This is a genomic window from Streptococcus sp. HMSC34B10, assembly GCF_001839505.1.
Taxonomy (GTDB): Bacteria; Bacillota; Bacilli; order Lactobacillales; family Streptococcaceae; genus Streptococcus; species Streptococcus peroris.
In genome coordinates this window covers 1-14,815 of sequence record NZ_KV841550.1, presented here as the reverse complement: position 1 = coordinate 14,815, position 14,815 = coordinate 1, and the positions used below count along the sequence as shown (strand labels likewise).

Here is a 14,815-nt window from a genome sequence, read left to right as displayed (position 1 = left end):
TAAAGAAAAAAATCTACTCGAGCTAATTTGGTAGGCTAATGATGTGAACCTGCCTAACAGAAATAGTTTATCTTTATTAAAATAAAAACAACCAGCACTTTCTATGAAGGTGCTGGTTTTTAATAACTGATCTTAAACTTTTTTGCGCTTAATTTCAAGGAGTCTTTGATAGAAGAAAATTTGGCTACTATAGATAAAAGGGAAAGTAGAGATGCTTGCAATTCCAAAGCTAATCCAGATAAGGATATACCAAGGAAGCAACTGTAAATCAAGGACAAATCGTTGAAACTTATAGCCTTTCATGAGAAAGCGGCTGGTATGTAGCACGTGGCTCGGTTTGGCAATTCCGATTGCAAGGGTGTCACATAGAAGTAGTTCAACTTGGGAATAGGCATAATATTGTGGCAGATAAATAATGGTTCCCAAAATCATTACAAGGACACTCCCAAAAAAGTAGAGTGCAAAAGTGAGCAGGAAGTGTTCGATATCTGGATTTGTCACGTCGACAGATGGAAATTCGGGATGAAGTTCCACAAATTTACGAGCCATTGCACTGCTATAAAAGAGCAAGTAAACCCCAAAAAGATTAGGAATGCTCCATAAAAAGAGATAGAAACGCTTAAGCAAGAGAGTCAGAAAAGTCTGGGTAAAGAAGCGATTATCAAGTAAGGACAGGCTATCTTTAAAGGAAAGATCCATCTCGGAAATTCTAAAAAGATTAATCGTAGTATAGAGAGCGCCGGCTAGAATAATGGAGCTTGTAAATCCAACTGCAATCGGAAAGAGAGCGGACTGAATCGTAGTTCCTAGAAAACTCAAGAAGGACTGATCAAGAATTCTCTCATCAAGTAGGGATAAAGGTCTGATAAAGCTAGATAGAATCAAAAGAATACTTGGCAATAAAAAGACAAGCAGTAAACGAGGGTGTTCAGCTTGAAATTGTCTAGCCTGCTGGCGAACTTCTTTTAAATTAATTTTTGGGTACTTCATTCTTTCATTATACCATAGTTCGTGACAGTTCCTGTTTTTTTTGATAGAATCATACAGTATGCCCTTGGGCACAAAGTAAGAACTGGGACTGTCTTTCCCAGCTTCGGAGGTAAAAAATGTCAGATTCGCCAATCAAATACCGCTTGATTAAAAAAGAAAAACATACAGGGGCTCGTTTGGGTGAGATTATCACACCCCATGGTACCTTCCCAACGCCTATGTTTATGCCAGTAGGGACTCAGGCAACGGTCAAGACTCAGTCGCCAGAAGAATTGAAAGAGATGGGTTCAGGGATTATCCTATCCAATACCTATCACTTGTGGCTTCGCCCAGGTGATGAACTTATTGCCCGCGCTGGTGGACTTCATAAGTTTATGAAATGGGACCAACCAATCTTGACAGATAGCGGTGGCTTCCAAGTTTACTCTCTAGCAGATAGCCGTAATATCACCGAAGAAGGCGTAACCTTCAAGAACCACCTCAACGGTTCTAAGATGTTCCTTTCACCTGAAAAAGCCATCTCTATCCAAAACAATCTAGGCTCAGATATCATGATGTCCTTTGACGAGTGTCCTCAATTTTACCAACCTTATGATTACGTGAAGAAGTCAATCGAACGTACCAGTCGTTGGGCTGAGCGTGGGTTAAATGCTCACCGTCGTCCACATGACCAAGGTTTGTTTGGGATTGTACAAGGTGCAGGATTTGAAGATCTTCGTCGTCAATCGGCTCAGGATCTTGTTAGTATGGACTTCCCGGGCTATTCGATTGGTGGTTTAGCAGTAGGAGAGAGCCACGAAGAGATGAACGCAGTTTTGGACTTTACTACCCAACTCCTTCCTGAAAACAAACCTCGTTATTTGATGGGAGTAGGAGCACCGGATAGCTTGATTGATGGGGTTATTCGTGGGGTCGATATGTTTGACTGTGTCTTGCCAACTCGTATCGCTCGTAACGGTACTTGTATGACCAGTCAGGGCCGCTTGGTTGTCAAGAATGCCCAGTTCGCTGAGGATTTCACCCCACTTGATCCAGAGTGTGATTGCTACACATGTAAGAACTATACCCGTGCCTACCTTCGTCACTTGCTCAAGGCAGATGAAACCTTTGGTATCCGCTTGACAAGTTACCATAATCTCTACTTCTTGCTCAATCTGATGAAGCAGGTTCGTCAGGCTATTATGGATGACAATCTCTTGGAATTCCGTGAACATTTCATTGAGAAGTATGGGTACAATCAGTCAGGACGTAATTTTTAAATCGAGAGTGCTATAAGCGTAAAATCCTAAGTTTTCTCTTAGGATTTTTCTGTTTTTTTTGATAAAATAAAGGTATTATAGAACGAAAGTTAGATGGTTTTTTGCCAATCTAATGAACGGAGAATAAACTCGTATGCGTATTAAATGGTTTTCCTTGATTAGGATTACAGGTTTGTTTTTGGTACTCTTGTACCATTTCTTTCAGACGATTTTCCCAGGAGGTTTCTTTGGGGTTGACGTCTTCTTTACCTTCTCAGGTTTTCTAATTACTTCACTTTTATTAGAAGAATTTGGACAAAAAGGGAAAATTGATATCTTAGGATTTTTCAGGAGACGGTTCTATCGGATCTTTCCTCCGGTTGTTTTGATGGTACTTCTCGTCATGCCATTTACTTTCTTGGTTCGTCAGGATTATGTTGCAGGAATTGGTGGCCAAATTGCTGGTGTTCTTGGATTTATGACAAACTTCTATGAGATGTTGACAGGAGGTAGTTATGAATCTCAGTTTATTCCCCACCTCTTTGTTCACAACTGGAGTTTAGCTGTTGAAGTTCATTATTATATTTTGTGGGGCTTGGCAGTCTGGTTCTTGTCCAAGCGAGTAAAAGCAAGTGGACAACTACGAGGAATGATTTTCCTACTTTCCTCAGCGACCTTTATGATTAGCTTTCTATCTATGTTTATTGGTAGCTTTATTGTAAGTTCATACTCAACAGTATATTTTTCAAGTTTTACTCATGTGTATCCCTTCTTCTTAGGTAGTGTGCTTGCGACCCTAGTAGGTGTTCGCCATGTAACGCCTCTTCTTAAACGTTTGAATCAAACCTTGGACTTTAAACAGACCTTATTAGTCTTTTCAGCTGGACTAGGAGTCTTGCTCTTACTGACCTTCTTTGTTAAATTCAATTATCTCTTTGCCTATTTATTTGGTTTCTTGTTGGCAAGTTTAGCTGCACTTCTGATGATTGTTGCAGCACGCCTCTTGCATGAAAAAACACCTACAATCGAAGAACCAAAGGCAATCAGCTTCTTAGCGGATACCAGCTATGCTGTTTATCTTTTTCACTGGCCGTTTTATATTATTTTTTCCCAGTTGATGGGCAATCTCCTAGCAGTGATTTTAACGATCATCTTCTCTTATCTCTTTGCAAGCCTTTCTTTCTATGTGATTGAACCTTTGATTGCAGGGAAATCTGGTAAACTTTTGCAAGAAGCAAAGGGAATTCCGCATATCAAACCAATCTTTGCTAGTAGTGTTGGAGTTCTTAGCTTGATGACTCTGGTTGTAATCCTGATAGCTCCCCAAGTTGGTGCTTTTGAAACAGATTTGACGGTAAATGGCCTCCATCAAGCTCAAACGAATATCACTCGAACGAAAACCATGGCGGATCAAGCAGAAGCCAGTCGCTATAATATTGCTGATGGTGTATCTATTATCGGAGACTCTGTGACTTTGCGTGCTTCAGCTGCACTGAAAGAACTTTTGCCAAGTGCGCAGATTGATGGTCAAGTCAGTCGAAATACCAAACAAGCAAATGCATTGATGCTAAATTACAGTCAGAATAAGGCCTTGCCTAAGATTGTAGTTATTGCAACAGGTGTTAATAATCCTGAAAATTCTAAGGCCGATCTTGATTTATTGATAACAAATCTACCTAAGGGTCATCAGCTTGTCCTAGTAACTCCGTACGAAGGAGACAAAAACCAGGAGACTCAAGCTTATGTAGAACAGTATGCGACCTATGCGCGTGAATTAGCACAAAAATACCCTTATATTGCACTTGCAGATTGGAACCAAGTGTCCAAGGATCATCCAGAAATTTGGAAAGGAACAGATCAGGTTCACTTCGGTAGTGATACGGCCAAGCAGGATGAAGGAGCTAAACTTTACGCAGAAACCATTGATACTGCTATTAAATCTCTCACAGATAAGCCTGTTAAGTCAAAATAATTCATGAAAAGTAGAGATTACATCTCTACTTTTTTCTTTAAGCATAGTTAGGAAAAGCTTGCCAAATTGTCAGAATTATGAGAAAATAAGTGCAGTCGAAAATTGGAGGGAATGCAGTGAGGGAAGACATCAAGATTAATGACCGTGCTTTAGCATTGGAAGACCAAATCATTGAGAAACTCGAAAAAGTTTATGATACAGATGTAGAACTAGATGTCTATAATCTTGGATTGATTTATGAGATTCATATAGATGAGGCTGGACTTTGTACAATTGTCATGACCTTCACCGATACCGCTTGTAGCTGTGCAGAAAGTTTGCCTATTGAGATTGTGGCAGGTTTAAAACAAATCGACGGAATTAAGGATGTCAAGGTTGAGGTTACCTGGTCTCCTGCCTGGAAGATAACACGTATTAGTCGTTATGGACGGATAGCACTAGGACTGCCTCCACGATAAAAAAAGATAAAAAAGTATGAATGATGGGCAAGGTTTGAAAAAGCTTTGGATTATTCATTTTTTTTATTTATTTAGAATACAAATAAATAAAAAAATGTTATGATAATAGATGTGAACATAATAAAAAGAATAGGGAAGGATAGAGATGAAATTATCAGTAGTCATTCCGTTTTATAACGAAGAAAACATGATTCAAAAAATGTATGATGCGTTAGCAGAAGAAATCAACAAAATCACTAAAGCGGAATTTGAAATTATTTTCATTAATGACGGTAGTAAGGACCGTACTTTTGAGAAGATGCTTACAATCGCAGATGGGGATTCACGCGTTAAATATATTAGTTTCAGCAGAAACTTTGGGAAAGAAGCTGGAACTATTGCGGGTCTTGAATATGCAACAGGGGAAGCAGTAATCTTAATGGATGGGGACCTACAACATCCACCTGCACTTCTTCCACAAATGATTGAAGCATATGAACAAGGTTATGATGTCGTAAGTGCTCGTCGTACTCGTACTGGTGAAAAACCTCATCGTACTTTTTTAGCTAAACATTTTTATAAACTTGCTAATAAGATGATGGATATTGAATTGATGGATGGCGTATCTGAATTCCGTCTATTCAGTCGAAAAGCCGTTCGCGCTATTTTGTCATTGCAAGAATACAATCGATTTTCTAAGGGAATTTTTGCTTGGATTGGTTTTAAAGAAAAAGTAATCGAATATGAGAACCAAGTGCGTACAGTTGGAGAAACAAAATACTCACTAAAATTCTCATTGAACTATGCAATTCAAGGGATTTTATCATTTAATGATAAACCTCTTCGTATGTGTATAGACTTTGGATTGTTCTGCTTGCTGATATCATTAGCTTACATTTTTTGGACCTTTATTCAATATTTCGTAGCTCCAGAATCACTGGTTAGCGGTTACTTTACAACGATTTTTTCTGTTGTGCTTTTTGGGGGAATTCAACTCATTTCAATCGGTGTGCTTGGAGAATATATTGGTAAGATTTACTACGAAGTGAAGAAACGTCCGCATTATTTGGTAGATGAAACAAATATGACGGTAAAAGGAGAGCAACATGACGCTTAAGAAAAAAGTCTATCTGGCAAGTTTTATTGCGCCTATAGTCATAATGATTGTGGCTTGGGCTATTGATGGCTTCTTTCCCTTCGGCACAAAGTCACTAATGGCAGTTGACTTCAATGCACAGTATATTGGGCTTTATGCTTATTTCAAGCACTTATTCTTAAATGGAGACTGGAGTAGTTTCTTCTATTCCTTCTCTAAATCCATTGGTGGTGGAATGTTGGGGATTTGGGGCTTCAACTTGTTGAGCCCGTTTAACTTCTTATTTCTTCTATTTCCTGAGGAAAACTTCCAATGGGTGGTTCCTATCATTATCGCCTTACGTTATGGAGCTATGGGGTTAACCATGGCGCATTTCCTTATTAAGCGTTATGACGGATTAAAGAGTAAAGCTTATTTGGTCCCAATTGTGGCCACCATATATGCACTTAATGGCTTTAATGTTAGTTATCAAATGAACCCAATTTTCTATGATGGAATGATCATGCTTCCATTAGTTTTAATTGGAGTTGAACAAGTATTAGATAACAAATCTCCAAAAGGCTACATTGGCATGCTTGCCTTGTCGCTTTTTGTTCAATTCTATATGGGTTATATGACCTGCATTTTTGTAGTCATTTATGCTCTGTTTTATATTATTCGATCAGAGAACTTCCGAAATAAGAAAGTTATTCTAACAAGATTGTTGAAATTGGCTGCTTTCTCTATACTAGCAGTTGGGATAGTATCAGGAGTATTACTTCCAATCTTAATTAGTTTGGTCTCAACAAAAGGTGGTCTACAGAATTCACTTACCTTTGATTGGAAGTTACAGATTAATCCGTTTGAAATCCTGTCTAAACTTTTCTTAGGAGCTTTTGATAATACTTCTTGGCCAGCAGGACCTAACTTACCAAATATATATGTAGCAAGTTTTGGATTGCTTGGGACACTCTACTATTTTGTTTCTAGTAAGATTTCAAAATGGGGGAAAATAGCAGCTAGCTTTGTCCTTGTTGTTTTTCTCATTTCATGTTCCCATGAATTTACAAGCAAGTTATGGCATATGGGACAAAACCCCGCAGGATTTTTTTATCGTTTTTCATGGATTATTGCTTTCTTCCTAGTCTATTTGGCCTACTTAAGTTTACGAGAGGTAGACAAATTCACTAAAAGAGAAGCTATCTACTTGCTTATCTGTGGAGCAGCTATATTTTCCATTGTCCAATTTCAACAGCATTCTTTCTTGACAATCTGGCAACGTCTTGCTACAATTTTGATTTTTGCGGCTTTACTTGCAACATTGTTCTACCCGAAAGTGAAAGTGAAATATACTTGGTTAATCCTGGCAGCTTTGACTGTTGTTGAGTTAACAGCTAATGCAGCACTTGTTCAATCACGAGTCGGGTATACAGATGCCTATAAGTATCACGATGCTGTTAGACAATTAAAGGAAGCCATTGATCCAATTAGACCGAACCATAGTGATTTTTACAGAATTAATAAGACATTCAACTTAAGTAAGAATGACCCATTTATGGTGGATTATCCTGGATTATCTATCTTTAGTTCCAATTTGGAGAATAGTACACGTGATTTATTTGATCGTTTAGGTAATAATGGGATTAATGCAACGACGTATTATCAAGGGACACCGTTCCAAGATGCGTTATTCTCAGTCAAATACTTAGTTGCCCCAAAACCAGTGTATACCAATGAGTATCCGGATACCTCAAAGATGTATGTATTTGGTAATATGGTTACACGTAAGGATATTACCTCAAAAGATCCTGTTTACGAAGCAACAAGAACGCTAACCTACGAAAGTGGAGCTATTTTACCAATTGCTTATGGAGTTAATGAGGCAACCCTAGGTGTAAAATTAGAAAATAGTCAACCTATACAAAATCACAATAAGATTGTTGGAGCAATGGGGAATACAGAGGAACTATACCTAACAGCTTTAGCGGCTAACGAGTTAAAAACAGATAATCTTGTTACTCCTAAATCTGACAGACCAGAGCTTTATAAGAGGCTTGATAACTCTAAACCAGGAACAATCACATTTCACTTAGTACCTCAATCATCAGAGGATTACTGGGTATCCTTGCCACCTCAATTATCTCACACAGATAAAAATAACGTACGCGTATTGTTGAATGGTAATAATTATGAGTTCCAAGATAAATTCCAACAAACTCAATTAGTTCAACTAGCTCATAACTCAGCTGGGAAACCTGTTGACCTAACAATTTCCATTTCATCAGACGATGAATACGATTTATCAGGCCTAAGACTTGTTCGTTCTAATAGTGGATTAGCAAATCGTATTATTAACGAACGCGCAAAACAAGGAATCCAATTAACGCATTGGGATGAGAGCCATATTCAAGGAACGGTTAATATAACGGATGATAGTACCTGGATGATGACAAGTATTCCGTATGAAAAAGGCTGGACTGTTAAGGTGGATGGTCAAGTGGTAAAAACTCGAAAAGTTTGGGATAGCTTGATGGCTTTTAAAATAACTCCAGGTCAGCATACAATTGAAATGAGTTATTTACCAGAGGGCTTCACATCTGGAATGATGATTTCTATAGTATCAATTCTAATTTATGGATTTGCTATTTATAAAAAAAGAATTTAATAGGAGTAGACTATAATGATAATTTCAAAAATGAAATTAAAATATAGTTCGCTATTCTGCATTCCATTCGTGGTGATGTTGGGGGTCTTCCTATTTATAGGACTGACCCCTTTTTCGCAAAATTCGATTCATAGCGGAGACTTCCTTTCTCAATATTTTCCGCTTTATATCGGATTACATAAACTATTTTGGAGTGGAGATTTTAGCGGTCTATTTTGGTCCTTCGAGAAATCGCTTGGAGGAGCTATGCCAAGTGTTTGGGGATTTAATAGTTTAAGCCCATTCACGTTTTTATATGTAATATTCCCGATTTCAAGTTTTCAAGTTCTCAGCTACGTGATTCCGCTTCTACGTGCTGGGGTTATGGGAGTCGTCTTTGGATATTTCCTTGAAAAGAAATTCCAAGGCGTATCAAAACACTACTGGTTATCGTTAGGGTTAGCTTCATCCTACGCGCTTAGTGGGTTTGTTGTATCGCAACAGTTCAATCCAAATTTCTTAGATAATCTAGTGTATATTCCGTTTATTCTTTTGGGAATTGAAGAAATAGCGAGTGGGAAACGGTCGGTGAAATTACCATTGTTCCTTGCCATCAGTTTGATCACGGATTTTTATACAGGGTATATGATGTGTCTTTTTGTGGCACTCTATACATTTTATGTGCTCTTTTCGAAGAATATTTCTTTGAAAGAGACAATGCTAAAATTAGGGAAAGTCGCATTGTTTGCGCTCATAGGCGTAGGTCTTGCAGCGTTTTGGCTATTACCTGTTTTTAGCGCTTTGTTAGAGAGCAAAGCAAGTGCAGGGAGTACCTTTGCTTGGTCGTGGAATCCAGTGAATGATTTAGTGGCCATGCCTCAGAAATTTATCTTGGGATCCTTTGGTGAAAAAGAGTGGGGCGATTCTAAGGCGTTACCGCAACTCTTTATCGGTGGTTTAGGACTCTTTGGATGCTGTACATTCTTTGCTAAAAGGGAGATTACACTTCGTAAGAAATTAGCAGCGACCATCGTGTTGCTTGTCTTGCTGCTCTCATTTTCGATTCAAGGGTTTGATCAAATTTGGCATATGGGGCAACGTCCTGTCGGCTTCTATTTCAGAAATTCATGGGTAGCCAATAGTTTTATGCTGGTGTTAGCTTCAGAAAGTCTCATGCAGTGGAAAGATGAGTTCCGCTTGAATGAGTTTCTAGTGTCCATCTTTGGCTTTGGTTCTATTCTAGTGTTATCGACTCTAAGAAATCTGCAATTTGTAGAGACCTCACAGAAAATACTCGCTTTTGTTATTTGGACAATCATCTTAATAGCATTCTTCTTCAGAAGAGTGAAGAGAATTCGTAGATTACAATTAGCAACGGGGATGGTGATAGCCGAGTTGATGATTAGTGCCTTCGTTGGATTTAGACGAGTTCCTTTTTTCATCGGTAATTCTGGATTAACGGAACAAATGGAGTTTGCGAAAACTTTTGCCCAAGAAGGATATAGCAATTCGAAGACATTTACACGAATGGAAATGCATAAAGGGTTGTCGCACGCGAACTTCCCAATTGCATTTGGCTATAATGGTGCTTCGCACTTTACATCGAGTCTAGAATATTCTCTGATTGAAGAGATGAGCCATCTAGGACTTCCAACCTCTCAATCAGTGGCGAACTATAGCGACCGCAACGTGATTTTGGATTCGTTTTTCGGTGTATCACACTTTATGATGGATGGTGACGAAAAGCGTGTCTTTGCGGATGTACGCGGCATGTATGCCAAAGAAGGAACGCTAAAGAATTTTACAATATATCACAATCCATATGCGTTTTCTCTTGGTTATTTAACCAATGAGAATACAGCGACAACTATCTCTTTTGAAAAAAATCAACCTGCCGCAAATGTGAACCAGCTATTGCAAGTGATTGGACTCTCTGGAGCAAATGCGCTGACTGAAGCAGGCGTGGGAGAACCTGTGACGACGAATTTAACGAAGGGGCAGGATAAATACACGCTGACCAATGAAAATGAACCGGCTAAGATTGAATGGAAGTTCAATCCACAACCAAACAAATTGTATTTTGTTCAAATTCCAGAACGCCAAGCAGGTTCTGTGATTAAATCCCAAGTGATGCTAAATGGGATTAGTTACCCATACGAAAACCGATTCCATGAAAACCAACTATGGATAATTGGAAATGGAAACTTAGACCAAACGATTAATTTTGCAATCGAAAATGCAAAAGTCAAAGAGTGGGATCTTCGTGACTTCAAGTTCTATTCGATTGATATCACGACTCTTGCAAATGCATTGACGCAGTACAAAAAAGCTAATGATATTACGGTTGATGAGTATTCCAATGCGATGGTGAAGGCACATGTCACTGTTACGAATAGTGAACAGTCCTTTGCAACCTTTACGATTCCATACCATTCGGGTTGGAGCGTAACGGTGGATGGCAAGAAGCAAGAAGCGAAAAAGGCACTCGACTTCTTTATGGGAGTTTCACTGACAGAAGGGGAACACGAGATTGTGTGGAGTTATACTCCGCCAGGATTGCATTTGGGAATGTTCATCTCGATTTCGTCTCTTTTCTTACTGGTCTTTATATGGAGAAATAAGAGATTCAGTAATTATTTTGTTTCATAAAGTATATTGATGATTACATTAAAAAGGATGAAGCTCATAGGAACTTCATCCTTTTTGTGTATTGTCAACTAGTTTGTTAGCTAACATGAGGGAAAATATCTTGTTTCCAATTTACCTGATGCAAATAAAGAATAAATCCTAAGACTATTTCTTCCCTGATTGTTCCATATTCCAGAAGTCTGTAACGGCACCACGTGATGCAGAAGATACGATATGGGCATATTTACCGAGGACACCGCGGCTATAGAGTGGTGGCAAGGTTGTTTCTGCCTTACGCTTTTCAAGTTCTTCTTCGGATACGGCCATTGAAATTTCTTTGGTATCTTGGTCAACAGTAACGATGTCACCTGTACGGAGGTAGGCAATCGGTCCCCCATCCTGAGCTTCAGGAGCGATATGTCCGACAACCAAACCATAAGTACCACCAGAGAAACGTCCATCTGTCAAGAGGGCAACCTTGTCTCCTTGACCTTTACCAACAATCATGGATGAAAGTGACAACATCTCAGGCATACCAGGACCACCCTTAGGTCCAACGAAACGAACAACGACAACATCGCCATCAACGATTTCATCGGATAAGACTGCCTGAATAGCAGCTTCTTCTGAGTCAAAGACCTTGGCTGGACCAACGTGGCGACGAACCTTAACACCTGATACCTTGGCAACCGCACCGTCAGGAGCAAGGTTACCGTGAAGGATAATCAATGGACCGTCAGCACGTTTAGGATTTTCAAGTGGCATGATGACTTTTTGTCCTGGTGTCAGGTCTGCAAAGTCAGCTAAGTTTTCAGCCACAGTCTTACCAGTACATGTGATACGGTCTCCATGAAGGAATCCGTTTGCGAGCAAGTACCTCATGACCGCAGGCACACCACCAACTTCGTAGAGGTCTTGGAAGACATACTGACCAGATGGTTTCAAGTCGGCCAAGTGAGGCACACGTTCTTGGATTGTATTGAAGTCCTCAAGTGACAAGTCAACGTTTGCAGCATGTGCAATGGCTAGCAAGTGAAGGGTAGCATTTGTAGAACCACCGAGAGCCATGGTAACTGTAATGGCATCTTCAAAGGCTTCGCGAGTCAAGATATCTGATGGTTTGAGGCCAAGTTCGAGCATTTTGACAACCGCACGACCAGCTTCTTCGATATCTGCTTTCTTCTCAGCAGATTCGGCCGGGTGAGAAGAAGACCCAGGTAAGCTCATACCTAGAACTTCAATAGCAGTAGCCATAGTATTGGCAGTATACATACCACCACATCCACCAGGGCCAGGGCAGGCATTACATTCGAGTTGTTTAACCTCTTCGGCTGTCATATCACCGTGGTTCCATTTTCCGATTCCTTCAAATACAGAAACCAAGTCAATATCTTTACCATTAAGTTTTCCAGGGGCGATAGTACCACCGTAGGCGAAAATGGCTGGTATATCCATATTGGCGATGGCAATCAAAGAGCCAGGCATATTTTTATCACATCCACCGATAGCTACAAAGGCATCTACGTTGTGACCCCCCATAGCAGCTTCGATCGAGTCCGCAATGATATCACGAGATGTTAGAGAAAAGCGCATACCAGGAGTCCCCATAGCAATCCCGTCTGAAACGGTAATCGTTCCAAACTGGACAGGCCATGCTCCAGCTGCTTTAACCCCTTTTTTAGCTAGTTTCCCAAAATCATGCAAGTGAATATTACAAGGTGTATTTTCTGCCCAAGTTGAAATGACTCCCACGATTGGTGTTTCAAAATCTTTATCTGTCATCCCAGTTGCACGCATCATAGCACGGTTTGGTGACTTGACCATACTGTCATAGATACTGCTGCGGTGACGTTTATCTAATTCTGTCATTGTATCCCTCCCATTTCAGTTTTTTACTATTATAGCACAATTTAAAAGCAATGAACAGAAGAAAATTCTTGAATTTTCAGACAATTTGAATCGTTGAAATCTTTTTAAAAAAATTGCATATTTTTGTTGACATTTAAAATTAAAGTGATATCATTTAGATATCAAAAACAGGAGGTCAGTCTGATGACTGAAAAACTAATCAATTCAAAACCAAATGGTGTAGTAGCATTGATACTCATTGAGTTGGCACTCGTACTTGGTTTCCTTATATTTATCATTGGTGCTAGTTCAGAAAACATTTTTGGAATTATTCTCGGACTTTTATTAAGCTTAATTGCAGTTCTTGCTCATGTTGGTTTAAAAGTTGTCAAACCTCAGGAAGCTCTGGTTTTGACCCTCTTTGGTAACTATACGGGTACCATTAAAGAACCTGGTTTTTACTTTGTCAATCCCTTCAGTATAGCGATCAATCCTGCGAACCACACTCGACTTGGCCAAAGTGGTGATGTTAGTACAAAATCTCCTTTTTCAGGGATGAAATCATCAAATGGCAATGATGTAAGCATTGAAATTGGCAAGAAGAACATTTCTCTCAAAGTTATGACCTTGAGTAATTCTCGTCAAAAGATTAACGATTGTCTGGGAAATCCTGTTGAAATCGGAATCGCGGTAACGTGGAGAGTTGTCGATACAGCCAAAGCAGTCTTCAATGTGGATAACTACAAAGAATACCTTTCATTGCAATGTGATAGCGCCCTTCGTAATATTGTCCGCATCTATCCTTACGATGTGTCTCCGAATGTGGATACTACAGGTGATGGGCAAGCCGATGAAGGAAGCCTCCGTGGTTCTAGTGAGATTGTAGCTAAGCGTATTCGTGAAGAAATTCAGAGTCGTGTTGAGGATGCTGGCTTGGAAATTCTTGAAGCACGTATTACTTACTTAGCTTATGCACCAGAAATTGCTGCCGTCATGCTTCAACGTCAACAAGCGTCAGCCATTATCGATGCTCGTAAGATGATTGTTGATGGCGCTGTAGGAATGGTTGAAATGGCACTGGAACGTCTCAATGAAGGTGGGTTGGTCGAGCTAGATGAAGAACGAAAAGCTGCCATGGTTTCAAATCTCCTAGTCGTTCTCTGTGGCAATCATGATGCACAACCAATTGTCAACACAGGAAGCCTTTATTAGAAATGGCAGAAGCTAAAAAAAAGCAGATTCCCCTTCGACTCTCGAATAAGTTATATGCTGCACTCGCATCATGGGCAGAGGATGACTTCCGATCAGTCAACGGGCAAATCGAATATCTTCTCACCGAATGTGTCAAGCAACGGAAAAAAGACGGAAAATATGTCTCTGAAACCATTGATGAACCATTTGAGATTGATATTTAATCAATTTTCCCATCCTGAAGATTGGATAGGAAAATTTTTTAATCTTTTTTTGTCAAGTAACTTTACTTTACAAAAAAGTTTTGATATACTATTAAAGTTGATGAAAATCAAACCTAACTGAATTTATATCTTAAAAGGAGAAATCAAAATGGCAGTACCTGCACGTCGCACTTCAAAAGCGAAGAAAAACAAACGTCGTACACACTACAAAGTAACAGCTCCATCTGTAAACTTTGACGAAACTACTGGAGATTACTCACGTTCTCACCGCGTATCCCTTAAAGGATACTACAAAGGACGTAAGATCGCTAAAGCTGCATCAGCTGAATAATAGAAGGGAGATACCATGCGCGTAAATATTACACTTGAACACAAAGAATCTGGTGAACGCTTGTACCTTACTTCTAAAAACAAACGTAACACTCCAGACCGTCTTCAATTGAAGAAATACTCACCAAAACTTCGCAAACACGTTGTGTTTACAGAAGTGAAGTAAGCATTCAATACGAATCAATACATAAGAAAAACGCTGATTTTGATATGCCCCCTGTCAAGTAGACAGGTAAAA

General features: G+C 39.4%; 12 protein-coding genes. 10 read left to right on the top strand and 2 right to left on the bottom strand.

The annotated features are described in order from the left end of the window. Positions 1-132: 132 nt before the first annotated feature. Positions 133-990, bottom strand: coding sequence for a DUF975 family protein (locus tag HMPREF3237_RS02700; RefSeq protein WP_070888742.1), 858 nt, complete (start codon positions 988-990; stop codon positions 133-135). A gap of 116 nt (positions 991-1,106) precedes the next feature. Between HMPREF3237_RS02700 and tgt the strand changes: the two genes are divergently transcribed. From tgt to HMPREF3237_RS02670, 6 genes are all read left to right on the top strand, one after another. Then, complete coding sequence (gene tgt, locus HMPREF3237_RS02695; protein ID WP_070888741.1) at positions 1,107-2,249, top strand: tRNA guanosine(34) transglycosylase Tgt; 1,143 nt, start codon at positions 1,107-1,109, stop codon at positions 2,247-2,249. A 133-nt stretch (positions 2,250-2,382) separates the two neighbouring features. Beyond that, entirely contained in the window at positions 2,383-4,200 is a 1,818-nt protein-coding gene (locus HMPREF3237_RS02690; protein ID WP_070888740.1) for an acyltransferase family protein, read from the top strand. A 116-nt stretch (positions 4,201-4,316) separates the two neighbouring features. Further along, positions 4,317-4,658, top strand: a complete 342-nt coding sequence (locus HMPREF3237_RS02685) for a metal-sulfur cluster assembly factor (RefSeq protein ID WP_025168765.1) — start codon at positions 4,317-4,319, stop codon at positions 4,656-4,658. 145 nt (positions 4,659-4,803) lie between these two features. Then, positions 4,804-5,754, top strand: coding sequence for a glycosyltransferase PgfS (locus HMPREF3237_RS02680; protein WP_006146242.1), 951 nt, complete (start codon positions 4,804-4,806; stop codon positions 5,752-5,754). Next, complete coding sequence (locus tag HMPREF3237_RS02675; protein ID WP_070888739.1) at positions 5,744-8,377, top strand: YfhO family protein; 2,634 nt, start codon at positions 5,744-5,746, stop codon at positions 8,375-8,377. Before HMPREF3237_RS02680 ends, HMPREF3237_RS02675 begins: the two co-directional genes overlap by 11 nt. A 15-nt stretch (positions 8,378-8,392) precedes the next feature. Beyond that, positions 8,393-11,005 carry a YfhO family protein gene (locus HMPREF3237_RS02670; protein ID WP_070888738.1) on the top strand — a complete coding sequence of 871 codons (2,613 nt, stop codon included), beginning with the start codon at positions 8,393-8,395 and terminating at the stop codon, positions 11,003-11,005. A 144-nt stretch (positions 11,006-11,149) separates the two neighbouring features. Here the strand turns inward: HMPREF3237_RS02670 and ilvD are convergent, their stop codons facing one another. Then, positions 11,150-12,853, bottom strand: a complete 1,704-nt coding sequence (ilvD, locus tag HMPREF3237_RS02665) for a dihydroxy-acid dehydratase (RefSeq protein ID WP_070888737.1) — start codon at positions 12,851-12,853, stop codon at positions 11,150-11,152. A 183-nt stretch (positions 12,854-13,036) separates the two neighbouring features. On the opposite strand from ilvD, the gene HMPREF3237_RS02660 reads away from it, so the two are divergent. The 4 genes from HMPREF3237_RS02660 to rpmG all read left to right on the top strand — a co-directional run bounded on the left by HMPREF3237_RS02660 (position 13,037) and on the right by rpmG (position 14,743). After that, on the top strand, positions 13,037-14,044 hold the full coding sequence (locus HMPREF3237_RS02660; protein WP_070888736.1) for an SPFH domain-containing protein: 1,008 nt from the start codon (positions 13,037-13,039) through the stop codon (positions 14,042-14,044). Positions 14,045-14,046: 2 nt separating this feature from the next. Continuing rightward, the gene (locus tag HMPREF3237_RS02655; RefSeq protein ID WP_000796543.1) at positions 14,047-14,247 is read left to right on the top strand and encodes a type II toxin-antitoxin system antitoxin; all 201 of its coding nucleotides are present in this window, start codon (positions 14,047-14,049) and stop codon (positions 14,245-14,247) included. Between the two features lie 148 nt (positions 14,248-14,395). Next, a complete protein-coding gene (rpmF, locus tag HMPREF3237_RS02650) occupies positions 14,396-14,578 on the top strand; it encodes a 50S ribosomal protein L32 (protein WP_000290417.1) in 183 nt (60 codons plus the stop codon). Positions 14,579-14,593: 15 nt separating this feature from the next. Next, positions 14,594-14,743, top strand: a complete 150-nt coding sequence (gene rpmG / locus HMPREF3237_RS02645; protein ID WP_001265622.1) for a 50S ribosomal protein L33 — start codon at positions 14,594-14,596, stop codon at positions 14,741-14,743. Positions 14,744-14,815: the final 72 nt, after the last annotated feature.